Annotated in this window: 16 protein-coding genes; 2 read left to right on the forward strand and 14 right to left on the reverse strand. The window is 70.8% G+C overall.

What is annotated here, in order from left to right:
* Window positions 1-517: 517 nt before the first annotated feature.
* On the reverse strand, window positions 518-952 hold the full coding sequence (locus ACVJO7_RS28675) for a hypothetical protein (protein ID WP_491675495.1): 435 nt from the start codon (window positions 950-952) through the stop codon (window positions 518-520).
* Entirely contained in the window at window positions 949-2,271 is a 1,323-nt protein-coding gene (locus tag ACVJO7_RS28680; protein WP_491675562.1) for a bifunctional 3,4-dihydroxy-2-butanone-4-phosphate synthase/GTP cyclohydrolase II, read from the reverse strand. Before ACVJO7_RS28680 ends, ACVJO7_RS28675 begins: the two co-directional genes overlap by 4 nt.
* A gap of 450 nt (window positions 2,272-2,721) precedes the next feature.
* On the opposite strand from ACVJO7_RS28680, the gene ACVJO7_RS28685 reads away from it, so the two are divergent.
* On the forward strand, window positions 2,722-3,063 hold the full coding sequence (locus ACVJO7_RS28685; RefSeq protein ID WP_491675496.1) for an ArsR/SmtB family transcription factor: 342 nt from the start codon (window positions 2,722-2,724) through the stop codon (window positions 3,061-3,063).
* Window positions 3,064-3,093: 30 nt separating this feature from the next.
* Here the strand turns inward: ACVJO7_RS28685 and ACVJO7_RS28690 are convergent, their stop codons facing one another.
* The 4 genes from ACVJO7_RS28690 to mmsA are packed head-to-tail and all read right to left on the reverse strand — an operon-like array spanning window position 3,094 to window position 9,276.
* Window positions 3,094-5,193, reverse strand: coding sequence for an acetate--CoA ligase family protein (locus ACVJO7_RS28690; protein WP_491675497.1), 2,100 nt, complete (start codon window positions 5,191-5,193; stop codon window positions 3,094-3,096).
* Window positions 5,190-6,860, reverse strand: a complete 1,671-nt coding sequence (gene mhpA / locus ACVJO7_RS28695) for a bifunctional 3-(3-hydroxy-phenyl)propionate/3-hydroxycinnamic acid hydroxylase MhpA (protein WP_491675498.1) — start codon at window positions 6,858-6,860, stop codon at window positions 5,190-5,192. Before mhpA ends, ACVJO7_RS28690 begins: the two co-directional genes overlap by 4 nt.
* The gene (locus ACVJO7_RS28700) at window positions 6,860-7,747 is read right to left on the reverse strand and encodes an alpha/beta fold hydrolase (protein ID WP_491675499.1); all 888 of its coding nucleotides are present in this window, start codon (window positions 7,745-7,747) and stop codon (window positions 6,860-6,862) included. The genes mhpA and ACVJO7_RS28700 overlap by 1 nt, the downstream gene beginning before the upstream one ends.
* Window positions 7,744-9,276: a CoA-acylating methylmalonate-semialdehyde dehydrogenase gene (gene mmsA / locus ACVJO7_RS28705; protein ID WP_491675500.1), complete on the reverse strand. Its 1,533-nt coding sequence runs from the start codon at window positions 9,274-9,276 to the stop codon at window positions 7,744-7,746. The genes ACVJO7_RS28700 and mmsA overlap by 4 nt, the downstream gene beginning before the upstream one ends.
* 132 nt (window positions 9,277-9,408) lie before the next feature.
* On the opposite strand from mmsA, the gene ACVJO7_RS28710 reads away from it, so the two are divergent.
* A complete protein-coding gene (locus ACVJO7_RS28710) occupies window positions 9,409-10,107 on the forward strand; it encodes a TetR/AcrR family transcriptional regulator (RefSeq protein ID WP_491675501.1) in 699 nt (232 codons plus the stop codon).
* 11 nt (window positions 10,108-10,118) lie between these two features.
* Here the strand turns inward: ACVJO7_RS28710 and ACVJO7_RS28715 are convergent, their stop codons facing one another.
* The 8 genes from ACVJO7_RS28715 to ACVJO7_RS28750 form a co-directional block, all read right to left on the reverse strand.
* Complete coding sequence (locus ACVJO7_RS28715; protein ID WP_491675502.1) at window positions 10,119-10,955, reverse strand: enoyl-CoA hydratase/isomerase family protein; 837 nt, start codon at window positions 10,953-10,955, stop codon at window positions 10,119-10,121.
* A complete protein-coding gene (gene ccrA / locus ACVJO7_RS28720; RefSeq protein WP_491675503.1) occupies window positions 10,952-12,184 on the reverse strand; it encodes a crotonyl-CoA carboxylase/reductase in 1,233 nt (410 codons plus the stop codon). The genes ACVJO7_RS28715 and ccrA overlap by 4 nt, the downstream gene beginning before the upstream one ends.
* A 68-nt stretch (window positions 12,185-12,252) precedes the next feature.
* Window positions 12,253-13,455 (reverse strand): LLM class flavin-dependent oxidoreductase, encoded by a 1,203-nt coding sequence (locus ACVJO7_RS28725; RefSeq protein ID WP_491675504.1) that lies wholly within the window; start codon window positions 13,453-13,455, stop codon window positions 12,253-12,255.
* A gap of 44 nt (window positions 13,456-13,499) precedes the next feature.
* The gene (locus ACVJO7_RS28730; RefSeq protein ID WP_491675505.1) at window positions 13,500-14,729 is read right to left on the reverse strand and encodes an LLM class flavin-dependent oxidoreductase; all 1,230 of its coding nucleotides are present in this window, start codon (window positions 14,727-14,729) and stop codon (window positions 13,500-13,502) included.
* Window positions 14,730-14,734: 5 nt separating this feature from the next.
* Entirely contained in the window at window positions 14,735-15,553 is an 819-nt protein-coding gene (locus ACVJO7_RS28735) for an alpha/beta fold hydrolase (RefSeq protein WP_491675506.1), read from the reverse strand.
* Window positions 15,554-15,587: 34 nt separating this feature from the next.
* Window positions 15,588-16,577, reverse strand: a complete 990-nt coding sequence (locus tag ACVJO7_RS28740; RefSeq protein ID WP_491675507.1) for an LLM class flavin-dependent oxidoreductase — start codon at window positions 16,575-16,577, stop codon at window positions 15,588-15,590.
* 17 nt (window positions 16,578-16,594) lie between these two features.
* Window positions 16,595-17,029 carry a pyridoxamine 5'-phosphate oxidase family protein gene (locus tag ACVJO7_RS28745; RefSeq protein WP_491675508.1) on the reverse strand — a complete coding sequence of 145 codons (435 nt, stop codon included), beginning with the start codon at window positions 17,027-17,029 and terminating at the stop codon, window positions 16,595-16,597.
* Between the two features lie 42 nt (window positions 17,030-17,071).
* Complete coding sequence (locus tag ACVJO7_RS28750) at window positions 17,072-18,271, reverse strand: acyl-CoA dehydrogenase family protein (RefSeq protein ID WP_491675509.1); 1,200 nt, start codon at window positions 18,269-18,271, stop codon at window positions 17,072-17,074.
* Window positions 18,272-18,314: the final 43 nt, after the last annotated feature.

Raw genomic sequence — 18,314 nt, forward strand, 5'->3', positions numbered from 1 at the left:
CCGCCGCAACGCCCTCGGCTTCCGCAACCTGATCAACTACCGCATCAGATCGCTGCTGCACTGCGGAGCCCTTGCACTCTAGATCCGGAAGAGCCCCGAATCCCCGTCCCAGGAGTGTCCGAATAAGCGTCAGTGAAATGCTGACGCTATGGCGACCCCGCCCCGGATCACCGATGCTGTCGATTTCTGCAGTCGACTGCACGGACACCCGGAGTGCGCTGCACAACCAGCGTGCCGGGAGTGACCCGGGCGCTGAGGACGCTGCGGTTGGTCCGGTCCCGGGCACGTAGGAGGGACGGTGGTGGCCCGCTGGCCATGATCGGATTGCAGAGGTTGGATCGGGACCCGGCTACGGCCGTCGTCGACGGGCTTGGCGGTCGTCGCCGGAGTGTCTTGCAGCCTCGCTGCTGCAGGCCTGTAGACCGTCGGACCTGCTGTGACCCGCGCCGGAACCTGCCCGTCCTGTCGGCCCGACGTTCGCACCCGCGCCTGTCCTAAACCTCGTCGCCGCCTGTCCCTACCGAGACCTCAAGCCGGCTATCCCCTCCCCGAGCCCATCCATCAGCTTCAGCTTGTCCGCGCCGAGGGCAACGACCATCAGATTGCGAACCCCGCGATCCGCCAGATCGCGGAGGCCCTCGGTGAGGTCCACCGGACCGATGAGTCCGCCCATCCGCTGGACGAGATAGTCGAACGAGTTGTTCATCGCGACCTTGGCAGCGCGCCAGCTGGCGCGTCCGTGCGTCTCGAGCGTCCAGGTGTCGCCGACTTCCCGCACGGCATCCTGGAGGTGGTCCGGAACGAGCTTCCCCGCAAGGCCACTCCGCGACAAGATGGCAGCATTCCCGCCGTTCGCGTAGACGAAACCATCTTCGCGGGTCTCAGCAGGGCAATCGCCATGTGGCATATTCGCCTCCAACTTTTGCGCCCGGCTTCTCCACCCGAGCGTCACGTGCCCACCGCCCGCCGCGTAGGGGTCGTGCCGACAGGCGAGCGGGTGCACTCGACTGGCACGAGGCTGCCCGCGACCGACTCGACGAGGTGGTGGCCCAGGCGGTCCTGCTTGGCGCCGAGGTAGCGGACGTTCTCCGGGTGGATGCCCACCACGAGGGGCTCGCGCGCGGACACCTCGATGCCGTAGCGCGCCATCGCTGCCACCTTCTCGGGGTTGTTGGTCAGCAGGCGAACGGTGCGGGCGCCGACATCGGTGATGATCTCGGCGGCGGCTCGATACTCCCGCGAGTCGATGGGCAGGCCGAGCTCGATGTTCGCGTCGACGGTGTCGAGGCCGCCGTCCTGGAGTGCGTAGGCCTGGAGCTTGGCGAGCAGGCCGATGCCCCGGCCCTCGTGGCCGCGGAGGTAGACGACCACCCCGCGCCCCTCGGCGACGACCTGCTCGATCGATGCGTCCAGCTGCGGCCCGCAGTCGCACCGGCTCGACCCCAGCACCTCCCCTGTGAGGCACTCGGAGTGGACCCGCACGAGGACGTCGTCGGAGTCGGCGAGGCGGCCGTCCGGACCGAGCCCGGCCACAAGGGCCACGTGGCCCTCGCCGTCGCCGTGGTCGGCGTAGCCGACGGCGGTGAGGTCGCCGTGCCGGGTGGGCATCCGTGTGGTCACGACGCGCCGGACGAGCCCATCGTGCCGCCGGCGGTACGCGCGGAGGTCCGCGATCGAGATCATCGCCAGCTCGTGCTCATCGGCGAACGCCCGGCAGCTCGCGGCCCGCCGCATGCCGCCGCCGTCCTCCACCAGCTCCGCGATAACGCCTGCAGGCGCCCGGCCGGCGAGTCGCGCCAGGTCGACGGCGGCCTCGGTGTGCCCCGCCCGTACCAGCACCCCGCCCTCCCGCGCCCGAAGCGGCAGCACGTGCCCGGGCCGGGCCAGGTCGGCCGCGACGCTTCCCGGGTCGGCGAGCACCCGGGCAGTACGGGCGCGGTCACGGGCCGAGATGCCGGTCGTGACGCCGGCGCGCGCGTCGACGCTGACCCCGTAGGCGGTCTGCGCTGGGTCCTCATTCCGAGCCACCATCGCCGGGATCCCGAGACGGTCAAGCGCCCCGCCGGTCATCGGCAGACACACCAGCCCCGAAGTGTGGCGGACGATGAACGCCATCCACGCCGGCGTGACGGCGTCGGCGGCCATGACCAGGTCGCCTTCGTCCTCCCGATCCGCATCGTCGATGACCACGACGGGACGCCCTGCGGCGATCTCCGCCAGCGCCGTTCCGACGGCATCGAGCACCACCAACGCACCTGGTTCCACGAACATCGAGCGGCTCCGTCCCCGTCGGGCACGGGCGCCAGTGCATGGCGGAGGCGACGGCACCCCGAGGGCGCCGTCGCCTCCGCCGAGCGTTCGTGCCGTCTTCCATCCGGACTCTGACCGTCGGTTCTCAGGTTCCACCAGCTCAACCGGCTGATCTCGCAGCCGGGTCGCGGACTGTCACCGCCGGTAGGAATCACCCGCCCTGGAGCACGCGCCATGTGTCTGTCGTAGCTCCTCGATTCTCGCATGCTTCGAAAGAAATAGGAACATCGACGCCGCAGTCACCGGGCAATGCTGACAATTTCACCGAAACCCTTGACTTCCTGATCGGGGGTGGCCAGGATTCCCTGAGGCAGGGACGTGAGGGTCGACACACCACAGCATGTCCCGCCGGAGCATTGGCGACGCCGCGGGAGGTGGAGAGAACCGGGTGACCCGGCTATAGTTCTAAGGGTGTCGACCCTTTCAGCTGAGCCACGCCAGACGACCGACGACTATCTCGCGGTCTTCTCTGCACTGAGCGAGCCCCTGCGTGTGCGCATTCTGCACATGATGGCCCACCAGAGCGGTGGCGAGCTTCCCTGTACGGCGCTGGACGATGCGCTGCCCGTGGGGAAGTCCACGATCAGCTACCACATCGGGATCCTCAGGCGGGCGGGTCTGATCAACGTCCGCAAGGCGGGCCGCAACTACTTCTACCGGCTCAACGAGCCGGTCCTGGAGACCTACGCGTCGGAGTTCCTCGAGCATCTGCGCGCGGACGCGTCGCTTGAGTCGATCCTCCTCGAGCGCTGAGCTGAGTCGAACCGTGCGCTGAGCATGGCCTCAGCGCACGGTCGGCTGCACCAGGCACAGCACGTCTAGTGCCACGAACCCGTCGTCGGTGAGCGCCAGCGGGTTGAGGTCCATGCTCCGCAGCCACCCCTGCGCCGCGGTCGCCAGCCGACCGGTCGCGGTGAGGAGGTCCACGAGCGGGCTGCGCTCCCACGGGCGACGGCCGCGCGCCCCGGCGAAGACGCCGGTGTCCGCGAGTTCGTCGAGCATGTCCTCTGCATCTGCGCGGGTGAGCGGTGCGAGCCGGCCCGCGACCCGGCCCAGTAGCTCGACGAACACGCCCCCCACGCCGAAGATCACCATCGGCCCGAGGCCGCTCTCCGCCTGCACGCCCACGAGCGCCTCGCCGTGGACGTTGAGCTGGGGCTGCACCACCACGCGCTCCGGCGCCCCGTGCGCGCGGGCGATCTCCCGCATCGCGGCCACCGCGTCGGCGACTTCCGCGGGCTGCACGCCAGTGCGGATGGCGCCGATGTCCGACCGGTGCGGGACGTCGGCCAGCTTGACGACGTACGGCGGTGCGAACGGCAGCACTTCCTCGACCGCGCCGCCGGGCTCTACGACGACGTACGGGGCCACCGGGATGCCGGCTGCCGCCAGCACCGACATTGCCGCGTCAAACGGCAGAAGCAGCCCGGCCGCGGTCTCGACAGGTGCCGCCGCAGGGCGGGGCAGCGCGACCGGCTCCGGGGGCACCTCCCCCGCTCGGCGCTCGGTAAAGCGAGTGAAATCGCCCATCGTCCGCAGCCCACGCATGGTCGCACGTAGCCCGCGGCCGACCGCCACTCCCTGCGCGGGCAGTGCCCGCGCCCAGCCGCCGGGATGACCATCTTCCACCGACCCGATGACGACTGGCTTGTCCAGGCGCGCCGCGGCGTCCACTGCGGCGTCGACGAATGCGCGGCCCGACTCCTCGGCCGTGTCGTCGAGGAACCACTGGAGTACGACGGTGTCGACCTCCGGGCTGCTGCCGACGATGTCGAGCACGGCCCGAATGGCGGTGGTGTTGCCCATGACGAAGCCGGTCATGTCCAGCGGGTTGATCGTCGTCCGCTCGGGGAGGACGGCGTTGACCGCCGCGGTGAGCCCGGTCAGCCGGGGCAGCTCGACACCCTCCTGCGCGCACACGTCGCTGGCCAAGGCAGACATCCCGCCCGACAGCCCGGCGACGGCGAGGCCGGCCAGGCGCGTCCACCGCTGTGGGGGTAGCTGCGCCACGATAGTGAGCCGGTCGAGCAGGTCGACGACATCTGCGGCGAGGGTGACGCCGTGCTGGCGGAGCGCGGCATCGTAGACCCACGCCTCCCCGGCCAGCGCCCCGGTGTGCGAGGTGGCGATCTCCTGGCCCCGTGCGCTGCGGCCTAGCTTAAGCGCGACGACGGGTTTGCCCCGGTCGGTGGCGTGCCGCAGGGCGGCGAAGAAACGCGCGGGAGCGCGGATCGTCTCGATGACCAGACCGATGCAGCGGGTCTCGTCGTCCTCCGCGAGGAAATGCACGGCGTCGGCCATGTCGAGGGCCATCTCGTTGCCTGTGGAGATCAGCGAGCTGTACCCGACGCCGCGCCCGGCAGCGGCCAGACCGAGCGCGCCGAGCAGCGCCCCACTGTGCGAGACCACCCCGATGCCGCCGGCCGGGAAGGTCAGCGCCCGCGGCACACCGGACAGCCGCGCGCCGTTGCCGGGGCTTACGAAGCCGTTGCAGTTCGGGCCTAGGACGGGCATGTCGCCCGCCGCGTCGCGTAACCGTCGCTCTAGCGCGGCGCCCGCGGGACTTTCCTCGCCGAATCCCCCGGCGACGACGACGACGCCGCCCGCGCCCGCCGCCCGGGCGTCCGCGACGACCTGCACTGCGGCCGGGCTGGGCACCAGGCTGAGGACAGCGTCCACCGGCCTGCCGATGGACGCGACGTCGGGATAGGTGCGGTCGCCGTAGGCCGTCTCGCGGTGCGGGTTGACGTACGACAGCGCCATCCCGGCCGCCCGCATGGTGAGGACGGCGTTGTTGGACCGCTCCTGGCGCTCGCTTGCCCCGACGACGGCGACGGACGCGGGCCGGAAGAAGCGGCGCAGCATCCCCGCGTCGACGCTCATAGCGGCGACACCAGCCCGGTGCGGGCCAGATGCCCGGCGGCCGCGGCCAGCCCGAGCCGCTCGCCGAGCTGGTGGAGCGCCTCGTCGAGTTCGGCCGCGTTCGCGACGACGGCGAACGTGTAGAAGTCCGGTCGGACGATGACGGCGGCGGTCGGGCCGGCCTTGTCCCGAGCCCAGGAGGTGAACGTGCCGCCGAGGTCGACGGCGACGCTGGCGCACTGCTCGTCGTCCTCGATGCGCAACACGGCGGCGTCGAGCGCGTCGAGCACGGCACGGCCGGGCGGCGACAGTGCGGGGCCCGCGTCCCAGCCGGTGGTGAGCACCGCCCACCGGTTCCCGACGAGGTCGTCGGCGCGGCCCGACCGGTCCCCGAGTCGCACGCGCGGTTGCACCGACAGCTCCCCCGCGTGCGCGGCGATCGCGCCGTCGGCGGCGCGTAGCAGGACGCCGTCGGTGAGCGGCGGGAGCTGGCCGGCGGGCTCCGTGTCGCCCGCGCGCAGCCGGTCGTCGCGCTCGGCAGCCGCAACTGGGTCGGTGACCATGATTAGCTCGCCGACGGCGAGGGAGGCCCGGACGACGGCCGCGCTGTGCGCCTTTCGCTCCTGCTCGTAGGTGTCGAGGAGCGCGCCGGGGCTGGTGCCGCGCAGCACGAGGTCCAGCTTCCAGGCGAGGTTCTTGGCGTCCCGCAGCCCCGAGCAGAGCCCCTGCCCGAGGAACGGCGGCATGAGGTGGGCGGCATCGCCCGCGATGAACGCCCGGTCAGCGCGCCACTGGTCGGCGATCACCGACCGGAACCGGAACACCGTGTTCCGCACCAGCGTTGCGTTCTGTGGGGTGACCCCCCAGCGCTCGACGAGCTTCCAGGCCACCTCCGGCCGGGACATGTCCGCGGGCGTCTCCTCCGGCATGAGCATGAACTCCCAGCGGCAGAACCGCTTGCCCGAGGAGCGGAACGCCGTGGTCGGGCGGGCTGGATCGAGGATCTGCGCAACGTCCGGCATGCCGACGACGGCCGCGGGATCGTCCGGCTGCACAAATACGACGAGCCAGTCGGCTTCGAATCCGAGGTCGGTCATTGGCAGGCCGGCCGTCTGTCGCACGATGCTGTTGGCCCCGTCGCAGCCCACCACGTAGCGGGCGGTGATCGTGTGCGCCGTGTCGCCGGCCACCCACACCCCGCCCTCTGCCGACGCGGCCTCGCGCAGCGTCAGCCGGACCGCGTCAGGGCCCTGTTCGAGGCCCTCAACCTGCCAGCCGCGGAAGGGCACGACGCTGGGCTGTCGAGCGGCCTGGCCGTGCAGCAGCGACTCCAGGTAGGGCTGGAAGAGCGAATAGTCGGAGTGCCAGGCCGACACGCCCTCGTACCCCCAGGGCAGCGACCGGAGCACCTCGCCGTCTGCGGCAACGAACTCCAGTCCCTGCCACTCGTAGCTGTCCTCCGCGACCTGGTCGGCGACGCCTAGCGACTGGAGAAGCCGCATGATCTCATGGTCGACGTGGCCGGCGCGCGGCAGCGGGAACAGCTGCGGCCAGCGCTCGACGGCGGCGACGCGGTGGCCCTGCGCGCCGAGCATCGCGGACAGCGCCTGGCCCACCGGGCCGTAGCCGACCACGGCCACGTCGAAGGGAACCTCGTCGCCGGGGACGAGGGCGTTCGCGGGGTCCATCAGAGCAGCTCCTGGACGGCGTTCGGGGGCCCGGGCGGGTAGGACTCGGCGAGGAAGGACAGCAGGTCGGCGTTGAAGCGATCCGCGACCTCGACGTTGGGGGCGTGCCCGCACCCCGGGTAGACGATCGAGCGGCCTGCAGGCAGCTGCGCGGCGATCGCCTCGCCGAAGCCAGGCTCCTTGAGCGGGTCTTCCGCGCCGGTGGCGACCAGCGTCGGGACGGTGATCTTCGTCCACTCCGTGGTGTCGGGGACTCCGAAGTCCGCGCGGGTCGGGGCGACCGGCGAGCGGAACCGGGCCGCCGCCGCGCACTCCCACGCCCCCGGCACGGCGCTCATCTCGTGGCGCCGCTTGACGTACTCCGCGTCCTCGGCGAAGTCCGGGGAGTGGAACAGCACTTGCAGCACGGACCGCATGCCCTCGACCGAGCAGTCGTAGTCCAGCAGCACCCGGCGCGCCGCGTTGTCCGGGCTGAACCCGCCCGCGGATACGACGACGAGCGCCGCGGCCGGCCACAGCGGCTCGTCGCGGGCCACGGCCCGCGCCAGCAGCAACCCGCCCATCGAGTTCCCGACGTATGCCGCGGCACCGAGCTCCATCTCATCGAGGAAGCGCCGCATGTGCTCGAGGCGGCGCTGCTGGCCGTTCACGAAGTCGTGCACCTTGTCGGTCAGCCCGAAGCCGAGCCAGTCCGGGGCGAGGACGCGGTAGTGCGCGGCGAGCGCCGGGATTGTGTGCTCCCAGCTCAGCTCGGCGGCGCCGCCGAACTCACCGGCGTGGAGCAGCACGACTGGGCGGCCCTCCCCCGCCTCCAGGTAGTGCGTGCGAATCCCATCAACGGTGCGGTACCGGTCGTGCCACATGGCGTTGTCCACAGCCGCGCTCACGTGCCCGGGTTGAAGGACATGCCCATACTGGCCGCGCTGGCCTCGGGCCACCGAGTCGTGACGTGCTTCTGGCGGGAGTAGAAGCGAAACGCCTCCGGGCCGAGCAGCCCGTGCGCCCCGAAGACCGAGGCCTTCCACCCGCCGGTGGTGAAGCTGTTGACCGGCACCGGCACCGGAACATTGATACCCACCATGCCAACCTCGACGCGGTGCTCGAACGTGCGCGCCGCGGCGCCGCTCGACGTGAAAATCGCCGCCCCGTTGCCGTAGGGGTTGGCGTCGATCAACGCCAGTGCGTCCTCCAGCGTCTCCACCCGCACGATGCCCAACACGGGCCCGAACAGCTCCTCGTCGTACACGGGGGTGCCTGGGCGGACGTGGTCAAGCAGGGTCGGGCCGACGAAGAAGCCAGGGTTGTCGGCGGCCAGTTCCCGGCCATCGACGGCAATCTCGGCACCTTGTCGCTCTCCCTCTTCGATCAGGGCGAGGATCCGCTGCTGGGACTCCCGCGAGACGACCGGCCCCAGCTCGCAGCCGGCGCTGTTACCGGGGCCGACCTTGATTGCCGGGAGCCGCTCGGCGACGGCCGCGCGCAGCGCGTCGGCCACCGGCCCCACCGCGACGGCCAGCGTGACGGCCATGCAGCGCTGCCCGGTCGAGCCGTACGCCCCGGAGACCAAGCTGTCCGCGGTGAACCCGAGGTCGCAGTCCGGCATGACGACAGCGTGGTTCTTCGCTCCGCCCATCGCCTGGACGCGCTTCCCGGCCGCGGTGCCGCGGGTGTAGACGTGCTCGGCTACCGGAGTGGAGCCGACGAAGCTCGCCGCGGCGATGCCGCGGTGGTCGAGCAGCGCGTCGACGGTGTCTGCGCCACCCTGCACGACCGCGTACGCGTCGGTCGGCACGCCGGCCCGGTGGACCAGCTCGGCGAGCAGGACCGCGGCAGACGGGACCCGCGGCGACGGCTTGTGGATCACCGCGTTTCCGCATGCCAGAGCCGCTGCGGCACCCCACAACGGGATCATCAGGGGAAAGTTGAACGGCGTGATGACGGTGACGACTCCCAGTGGGTACGGGGAGGAGTGCGTGTCCACCCCACGGGCCACCTGCCCGGTGGCCGCGCCCTGGAGACTCGCTGGGAAGGAGAACACCGAATCCAGTCCGTCGAGTCCCCGATCGAACTCGCCCTCGGCGTCCGCCGCAGCCTTGCCGTGCTCGGCGACGATGAGCTCCACGAACCGCGCGCGGTGCTCTACCAAGAGCTCCCGCAGCCGCATTAGGACGCCGAGCCGGTTCTTCTGCGGCAGCTCGCCCCAGCCGCCCCGCCAGGCCGCCGTCGCGAGCCGGACGGCCTCGTCCACGGTGGCGGCATCGGCGTGGGCCAGCCGGCCGGTCGCCTCGCCGGTCGCCGGGTCGAACACCTCGCTGGTCACGGCGGCCGGGTCGGCAACTTGCCGGCCACCCACGAGGGATCCGATAAGCGGATCACCGGACGTCCGCGGTGCGTCGAGAACCTCTGCGCGTGCCATGGGAACCGCTCCTCGTTTCGATTGTTCTAGTAGTTTAGGCTAGATAGGATGCAGATGCGCGGTCAAGGCCGACGGGCCGGAGGACGAGCGACTGTCGGTACCCGAAGGGCCGCGCCCACAAGAGGGAGCACTGTGAAGCAACCGGCCGAACCGCACGACAGCGGTACGTTCGATCTGGGCCGCGACGGCGCAGCGTCGAACGGGGGCGCCAACGGGGAGTCGAATGCCAACGGCCGGGGCCGTCCCCGCGACGAGGAGTTCGACGCCCGCATCCTGGCCGCCGGCTTCGACGAGCTCTCCCGCAGCGGCATCTCGCACTTCAGTGTGGCCGCCGTCGCCCGGCGGGCCGGGGTCTCGAAGGGCAGCATCTACCTTCGCTGGCCGACCCGTGAGCAGCTGATCTTCGACTGCGCCCTGCAGGTGCGGGCGGGCATCACCAGCCCCGGCCGGAACAATCTGCGTGGGGACCTCGAGCAGCTCGCCGACCAGTGGGCCGAGGCATTCAGCCGGCCGCGGGCGATAGAGGTGCTGCTGCGCGTCGACGCTGACCGCGAGGAGTTCCCCGAGCTGTTCCAGCGGATCTACGAACATCTGCAGGAGGCCGGTAACCGGGTGATCGCCGAGGCAATCCTGGAGGCCCGCGAGCGGGGCGAAATCGCAGAGTCGGTCTCGCTGACGCTGGTCAACCGGATGTTCGTCGGGGCGATGTTCGTCCAGGCGCTGCGTCGCACACCGCACGGCGCGAGCACGATCACCCCGGAGTTCCGCCGTGAGCTGGTCGACTTCCTGGTCGCGGCACTGGCGCCCGTCCCCGGGCCGGTACGCGGCTGAGCGCGGCGGGATCATTCGAGCCATGAAGTGCGGAACGGCTCGTCCCGTGCCTCTTTGAACGCCTTCCAACCCTGCTGCATCAGGTCACGGAACAGCCGTCCGTCCGCCGCGCGCGCCGCGTGCCCCTCCCCGTTGGCCACGGCGTTGAGCGCCAGCGCCAGGTCCTTCTGTGATCCCCAGCCCATGTGGTCCATCGCGCCGTTGACCACGCGCCGGTTCATGGCGGCGGCGGCCGTCGGTAGGGCGGCGATCCGGCGCCCGAGGTCGGCGACCTTGTCGGCGAAGTCGTCGTGCGGGATGACGGCCAGGATGAGCCCGATCTCCTGCGCCTTCTGCGCGGTGAGCAGCTCTCCGCTCAGCGCGAGGAACTTCGCCCACTGGGGGCCGACGTGGTAAGCGAGGACGTCGACGCCGGTGCCGCCGAAGCGGGTCTCGATGAGCCCGATTCGGGCTGCGTCGGAGGCGACGAGGATGTCGAAGTGCGCCACCATGATAAGGGCGGCGCCGAAGCACATCCCGTTGATCGCCCCGATGGTCGGCTTGCGCAGCCTGCGGATCCGCTCGTTGTCCTCGTCTTCCTGGTGAAGGAACCAGTACCAGTCGTCGGAGCTCGCGAGCGCTCCGGCGGCGCCGAGCTCGCCTCCCGAGGAGAACGCCCGGCCCGAGCCGGTGACGATCGAGCAGCGGATCGCGTCGTCCGCGTCGGCGTGCTCCAACGCGTCGACAAGCTCGCGCTGGAAGCTTCCCGGGCCGTGGTCCATAGCGTTGAGCCGCTCCGGGCGGTTCAGCGTGAATGTGGCGACGCCGTCCTTCACCGAGATCAGGATGCGCGGCTCCTCCCCGCTCACGCGCCCGGCCCCGCGTTCACCCGGACCACCGTGTTTCCCGGTGGGAGCGTGCTGGCCGCCATGTCGGCGTGCACCTTCCCCACCTGGTCGAACTCCACGATCTGCCCGACGCACGGGTCGATCACCCCGGAGCGGACGAGATCGTTGTAGGCGCGGGCCTGCTCGTCGTTGGTGCCGTGGGATCCCTGCAACCGCTTCTGCCGGGTCCACTGGTAGCGCAGGTCGACCGTCGCCGAGTAGCCCGTGGTGCCGGCGCAGATGACGACCATCCCGCCCGGCTCGCAGACGAACACACTGGTCGGCACCGTCGTCTCGCCGGGGTGCTCGAACACGATGTCCGGGCTGCGCTTCTCGCCAACGACGTCCCAGATCGCCTTACCGAACCGGCGGGCCTCGGCGGTCCACGCCTTCTGCCCTGCGGTGTCGGTCCAGTGCGGCGGGACACCCCAGTGCGTGTAGTCGGTGCGGTCTATCCAGCCGGCCGCGCCCATGTCGACGCACGCCTTGCCGCGCTCCTCGCTCGACACCACCGCTACCGGGACGGCGCCGACGTGCCGGGCCAGCTGGATTGCCTGCGTCCCCAACCCGCCCGAGGCGCCCCAGACCAGCACGACGTTGTCCTCGCGCAGAACGTTGCCCGCCCAGCCGAACAGCATCCGGTAGGCCGTTGTGCCGACGAGCGTCGGCGCGGCGGCCTGCGCCCAGGTCAGGTGTTCGGCTTTGGGCAGGACCTGGTGCGCCTGCACCCGGGCGAACTGGGCGAAGGAGCCGAAGTTGGTGTCGTAGCCCCAGATCCGTGCCGACGGCGCGATCATCGGGTCGCCTCCGCGGGCGATGAGCGGGTCCGCCGGGTCCCAGGTGCCGGGGTGGACGATGACCTCGTCGCCGACGGCCACGCCGGTGACCTCCGCCCCCACGGCGTAGACGACGCCCGAGGCGTCGCTTCCGCCGATGTGGTAGTCGTAGGGCTCGCCGAGCCGCTGTCGCATGCCGATGACGTCGACCGGGACGCCCCGGGCGGCCCACACGTTGTTGTAGTTCACCCCCGCCGCCATCACGGCGACCAGGACGTCGTCGGGCCCCAGCGGCGGCGTGGGGACTTCCTCGATGCGGAATGCCTGCGCTGGATCGCCGAAGCGGTCCTGCCGGACCACCTGCGCGAGCATCGTCTCGGGGACCTCGCCGACCGGTGGCAATGACGGCATGGCGAAGGTCGGGCTGTCGATCAACGGGTGACTCCTCTGTGGGCAGGGCCGGGCAGACGGTGGGTCCGCCCACCCCGATGTGGTCGGTGCGGCTACGCGGTGGGCTCCACGTAGCTCTCCTGGGCCGCCTTGATCGACGCCCGCTGCTCGCCGACGCGCAGCTCGCGGGTGGCGATCGCCCGCTCCAGCGAGCGCACTGGGCGGGTCGCCGAGCCCTGGAAGTGCGGCATGACCTCGCGGGCGAACAGCTCAAGCCCACGGTTGAGGGCGTCTTGCGAGGTCCAGTCCGTGCCGACGAACAGCTCCAGCTTGCCGAAACCGCCGGTCGCCTCCTGCAGGTTCGTGATCATCGCGATGGCGTCCTCCGGCGTGCCGATGCAGGCCACCGTGGTGCCGCCGAACGCGGCGATGATGTCGTCGACCGTCGGCGCCGAGGTGGGCACGGGCGCGTCGGGGTCGGGGGCGAGCCATTCGAACGTTCGTTCAGAGATCCCGCCGGAGTACGCGGCGAACGCCGGCAGTCCGCGTTCGACCTCGCGCTTGGCCTGCTCGCGCGTCTCTGCCACGTGCAGCATGACGACGACGCCCCAGTTGCTGCGGTCGACAGTGTTGCCGTGCGCGGCGGCTTGTTCCTCCACGACCGACCAGTGCCGGCCCAGCGCCGCGTAGCCGTTGGCCGTCGTGGCGCTCAGCGAGAGCATGCTGGTTCCGTACCGGCCCACCATGCTCGGCCCGAACGGCGACTCCATCGCGGTGAACGCGATCTCCATGGTCGGCTGCGTGAACGGCTGGTGCTGAAGCAGCGCGTCGTTCAGCTCAAACCAGTCAGTCTTCATCGTCAGCGGCTCGTCGGAGGAGAGGAGGTGGTGGACGGCTTCCCATGCCTCCACCATGCGCTTGCGGGTCTCCGACCACGGGATGCCCAGCATCGCGGCATCCGTCGGCAGCGAGCCGGGGCCGACGCCGAGCATCGTGCGGCCCATCGACAGGTGGTCGAGGAACACCGCCCGCTCCGCGACGTGGAACGGGTGGTGGTAGGGCAGCGAGACGACCCCCGTGCCGATCCGGATGCGCTTGGTGCGCTCGATCGCGGCGGCGACGAAGACCTCCGACGGGCCGATGATCTCGGCTCCGCCGGAGTGGTGCTCACCGATCCACGCCTCGCGGAAGCCCAGTTCCTCCGCGTACTGGATCATCTCCAGGTCGCGGTGGATGGCGCGCGTGGGGTTCTGGTTGGCGTAGTGCATGGGCGGGACGAAGAGGCCGAATTCCATCCGGCCGCCGTTCCTGGTCATCGGTACTCCTCGCTGAGATGTGCTGGGTGGGGGTCGAGCCGATCTCATGCAGCGACGCTGCGGACTTCCCGTTCGCCCTTGAGCGTCGGGAGGTAGACCTCCTCGACGAAGCGGGGTAGCACGTCGTTCGCGAGGCGCTGCATGCTCTTGAGCGTCTGGTCGTACGACATGGTCGAGTACTGGACCATCGGGAGCAGGTTGCCCATGCCTCCGACGGTGTCGAAGAAGTCACGGAGCTGGCCGAACACCGTGTCCGGGTTGCCGGCCATCATGAAGCCGCCCTTGGTGAGCTCCTCGACCGGCTTGTCGATCACCTCGGCCATCGTCGGTGCGGGCGGCGGGCCCAGCGGCGGCGAGGGCGTGCGGCCCTGCGCCTTCGACCGCAGCACTTTGGCGCGGACTTCCGGCGGTAGGTAGCCGGGTGGGTCGGTGTACTGGAAGTGGTGTCGGCCGGCCTCGCGGTACCAGAGTTTGATCTTTTCGGCTTCGCGGTAGGCCTCCTCGTCAGTGTCGCCGACGAACAGCTGTACCGAGTAGGCGAACTTGCTCAGCGGTGGGTCGATACCCAGCTCCGCGGAGCGCTTGCGGTAGGCGCCGAAGATGTCCGCACAGCCCCGCGTGCCTACCGACAACGTCGCGACGGTCATCTGCCGCTCGGCGAGGGCGGGGGCGCTGGCCGAGCCGGTGGTCGGCGACCAGATCGGCGGGTGCGGGGTCTGGTAGGGCCGCGGCCAGAGGTTGACGTTGCGGTGGTGGAAGTACTCACCCTCCCAGTTGAAGGGCCCATCGTGGGTGGTGAACGCCTTCATGACGAGGTCCACCGCCTCCCAGAAGCGGTCTCGCATGTCGACGGCCGTGGAGTTCACCGCGATGACCTCCTGCGGCACCCCGCGGACGAACCCGATGTCGGTGCGCCCCCCGGAGATGACGTCAATCATCGCCATCTCCTCGGCCACCCGCACCGGGTCCGGTCGGTGCGCGAGGGGATTACCCAGCGTGAGGATCCGGGCCCGTTTCGTCTCCCGGGCGAGGATCGCCATCGGGATGGTCGTGATGGCGTTGGTGCAGGTCGCCGTCGTGTGGTGCTCATTGACCATCACGTCGAGCCCGAGCTCGTCGGCGGCGGAGTAGATGTCGAGGTACTTGCGGTACAGCTCGTAGCCGGTGTCCGGGTCGTAGTAGGAGTTCGGCACCGAGACGCGGTTGTTCGGCATCATCGCGGCGGGCGGCAGGTACGGGTAGGGCATTTCGGTGAAGACGTAGGTGTGGAACACGGCGGTCAGCGCCTTCCGGTCGAGGCCACGGTCAGAACCAGCTCGCGCGCGATGCGGGCGACCTCGTCGGGCCGCTCCTCCTCGAGCCGGTGCCCGGCGCCCGGGACGGTGCGGACATCGGCGCCCTCGGGGCCGATCAACGCGCCGTACTCCTTGTAGTATTGGGACCGCAGCACAAAGTTGTCCTGCTCGCCGCCCACGACCGTTGTCGGCACCGCGATGCGCCGCAGCCAGTGCCGCAACCGGGGATTGTGCATATACGGCGACCAGCAGTAGCGGGCCGTCGCCTCCTGGGACCGGGCGAGGTCGAGGTACGCCGCGTCGTCGAGGCTGCTGAGGTCGGGCGCGCTAGCCGGGTCGCCGTAGAAGATGCCGGGCAGCTCGGCGAAACCCGCAGCGTAGATGTCGACGAAGTCGCGCTCGTCGCGGGTGCCGAGCTTGACCCCGATGGGCGCGACGAGCACCAGCCCGGCGAGCATCGCCGGCCGCAGCACGGCCAACTCCGCAGCCAGCCAAGCACCGAACGAGCAGCCCACAACGGTCACCGGCTCCTGGAGCTCCTCCAGCAGTTCCAGGTAGACGAGCGCGAGGTCGCGGACCTCCTTGACGTGCCAGGGACGGCTCGAGGCGCCCCACGCCGGGTGCGCCGGTGCCATCACGGCGAAGTCGACGGCCAGCTCGTCGAGCACGGGGCCGCTCCAGCGCAGCCCGTCCTCACCGTGCAGGAAGAGGAGCGGCGCCCCGGCACCCTGCTCGCGGACCTCCAGTTGCACGTCACCGACAGTGCGGTCGCTCACGCTGCTCGCCATCCAGACCTCGTCCATTTCATGTGATGATTCTAGTTAGTTCGAACCTTCTTCACAAGGCCGCGCCGAGGTCCTCGACCAGCCGCAGCTTGTCGTGGCCCAGCGCCACGACGAGTAGCCGCTCCACGCCGCGGGCCGCCAGGTCGCGCAGCGCGGCAGGCAGGTCGACCGGCCCGATCAGCCCGCCGCCTCGCTGGGTCAGGTAGTCCAGGCTGCCCGTCTCCTCGGCGACCTCGAGCGCCCGCCGGTTCGCCCGGCCGTGCGTATCGAGCGTCCAGGTCGCCCCCACGGCCCGGACCGCGTCCTCCAGGTGCCGGGGCACCAGCTTCCCCGCCAGCCCGCCCCGTGAGAGCACCGCCGCGGACCCGCCGTTGGCGTGCACGAAGCCCTCCTGCAGCGTCTCGGCCGGACAGTAGTAGGCGACGTGCCAGATCTCGATCCCCGACGGGTCCCGGCCGGCCCGCTCGGCGCCCTCGCGCACCAGCCGCTCCGCCTCCGCGACCGTCTCCGGCAGCATCCCGAAACCACTGATCACGCCGTCCGCGACGGCACCTGCCGCGGCGAGCGCCCGGGGGCCGTGCGCGGACATGAGCACGCGCGCACGCACCTCTTGCGCCGCCTGCCACGCGCCGCGCAGGGTCCGCCCCTGGTACGTAACAGCCTCCCCGCGCACGAGGCCGCGCACGGCCGCGATGAACTCGCGCATGTGGGCAAGCCGCGCTGTGCCGAGGCCGACGCCGTGCGTGGAGCTGTCCCCGGCGCCGAACGCCAGCGTCACCCGGTCCCCCACGAGGTCGTGTAGGCCCAGGTAGGCGCCCGCCACGACAGTGGGGTCCCGGGTGAGTGTGTTGAGCACCGAGGGGAGGATCCGGACGCGTGTCGTGGACAGCGCCAGCGCAGTGAGGGACACCAGCGCCTCGCGCATGATCATCGGTGAGTCCACCACACCGACGGCGTCGAACCCGAGCTCCTCGGCCCGGCGCCACACCGCCAGCGCCTCGGGGAGGCTGCGGTCGTGCGCGGTGAATACCCCGACCTGCATCGACGCCGCCTGGTCCGTTATCGCTGGTCGCCGAAGGGAGCCGCTGGGATGGCCTCCAGCAGGTTGACATAGACGACCTTCTCCGGCAGCACCCGGAACAGCAGGCGCTTCTCGCCGGGGAACCGGTTGGGGTAGTCCATGCCGATGTACTTGTGGGAGAGGGCATCGATGTGGTGGTACGCGCCCACGGGGTCCTCGACGATCTCACCTCGGATCTCGACGTACTCCGTCGTCGCCTCGGCGTTGACGACGCAGAGGCTCACCCGGCAGTCTCGGCGGACCCGCTCGGGCCACACTCGGCCCTCCACGGCGTTCAGACGGATCGTGGCACCGTCCGTGTCGAACCAGGTGGGGTGCACGCGCGGGGCGCCGTCGGCGTCCACGGTGGCGAGGTTGGCGAGGTTCGGCGCGTCCAGGATCCTGCGCACGCGGTCGTCGAAACCTACGGTCATGTCGGCTCCCTCAAAGGAACGGTGGTGTGCGGCCCGGCGTGCTCAGACCATCGCGATACCGGCCTCCTGGCCGATCATCGAGCGGCCGTAGCCGGCGAAGAGGCTGTCCCAGGCCATGCCGTAGTGGTGGGAGGCGGCGACGTTGTCGCGCTGGAACTGGTCGAGCAGGTCGCCGGTGAACAGCACGTGCGCGCCACCGACCTCGTACAGGCGGTGGACGGCCCCTGCGGCGAGCTTGGCGCACCAGGCGGCGTCGCGGCGCCAGCACAGCCGGTCGTCCATCGTGATCTCCCGGTCGGACACCGCGGCGGCGCGCATATCGGCGTAGGAGGCCCGCAGGGCGGCGTCCGCGCCGTCGAGGTCGGCCGCGGACTCGCCCAGCTTGTGCGCGATCTCCGGCCGGGCCGACATTTTCACCCCGCTCACCCCTCCGGTGTTGCCGGCCGTCCGCTCGACGAACACCTCCAGCGCCCCGCGCGCCGTGCCCAGCACCGTCGAGGCGACGCCCGCCCCGAAGTAGCTCGACATCGGCACCCGCAGGAACGGCATGCCATAGAGGTCGCGGCCGATCGAGCGACCCTCGGTCGGCGGGATCATGTCCAGGATCCGGTGCTGCGGCACGAATAGGTTCTGCGCGGCGACATCCTTGCTGCCCGTGCCGCGCAGTCCCGACGTGTGCCAGGTGTCGACGACGGTGAAGTCCGCGCGCGGCACCAGATGGGCGAGCGGGCCGGTGGGCGACATTGCCATGACGACGACCCAGTCTGCGTGGTCGACGCCGCTGACGAAGTCCCACTGACCCGAGATGCGGGCCCCGCCATCGGCCGGCACAGTCTGCCCGCGCAGCGGGCTGAAGCCGGTCGCGACCCGCGGCATCCGGTCGAGCCCGCCGAAGACCTCCGCCTGCGCCTCCGGCGCGAACATCGCCATCAGCAGGTTGTGCACAGCGAAGTTCCCGCCGACCCAGGCGACCGCCCCCGATCCGCGGGCCAGCTGGAGGCAAATCTCGACGATCCCGTCCGGGCCGACGTCGGCGCCGCCCAGCTCACGGGGCGTGGCGATGTCGAGCAGCCCGATTGCGGCGAGGTCGGCGACCGTGTCGTCGGGCAGCCGCCGCAGGTCGTCGATCTCCCGGCCACGCTCGCGCAGGACGGGCACCAGCGCCCGCGCGCGGTCGACGGCTTCGGCGAGCCGGCCGGTGGGTGGGGTCGTGCGGGCCGCGGTCGGAAGGGTCGTGGCCATGAAAGTGGCTCTCCACTGTGGTGTCGTCGTCGGCATCGGGACC

The sequence above is a fragment of the Pseudonocardia sp. DxW genome (assembly GCF_058448985.1).

What these genes read in the sequence shown, in the direction of transcription:
- ACVJO7_RS28745 (WP_491675508.1), bottom strand. Translation starts at nt 17,029, where the DNA reads ATGACCGTAGGTTTCGACGACCGCGTGCGCAGGATCCTGGACGCGCCG.
- ACVJO7_RS28740 (WP_491675507.1), bottom strand. Translation starts at nt 16,577, where the DNA reads ATGCAGGTCGGGGTATTCACCGCGCACGACCGCAGCCTCCCCGAGGCG.
- ACVJO7_RS28690 (WP_491675497.1), bottom strand. Translation starts at nt 5,193, where the DNA reads ATGAGCGTCGACGCGGGGATGCTGCGCCGCTTCTTCCGGCCCGCGTCC.
- mhpA (WP_491675498.1), bottom strand. Translation starts at nt 6,860, where the DNA reads ATGGACCCCGCGAACGCCCTCGTCCCCGGCGACGAGGTTCCCTTCGAC.
- ACVJO7_RS28680 (WP_491675562.1), bottom strand. Translation starts at nt 2,271, where the DNA reads ATGTTCGTGGAACCAGGTGCGTTGGTGGTGCTCGATGCCGTCGGAACG.
- ACVJO7_RS28735 (WP_491675506.1), bottom strand. Translation starts at nt 15,553, where the DNA reads ATGGACGAGGTCTGGATGGCGAGCAGCGTGAGCGACCGCACTGTCGGT.
- ACVJO7_RS28750 (WP_491675509.1), bottom strand. Translation starts at nt 18,271, where the DNA reads ATGGCCACGACCCTTCCGACCGCGGCCCGCACGACCCCACCCACCGGC.
- ACVJO7_RS28725 (WP_491675504.1), bottom strand. Translation starts at nt 13,455, where the DNA reads ATGACCAGGAACGGCGGCCGGATGGAATTCGGCCTCTTCGTCCCGCCC.
- mmsA (WP_491675500.1), bottom strand. Translation starts at nt 9,276, where the DNA reads ATGGCACGCGCAGAGGTTCTCGACGCACCGCGGACGTCCGGTGATCCG.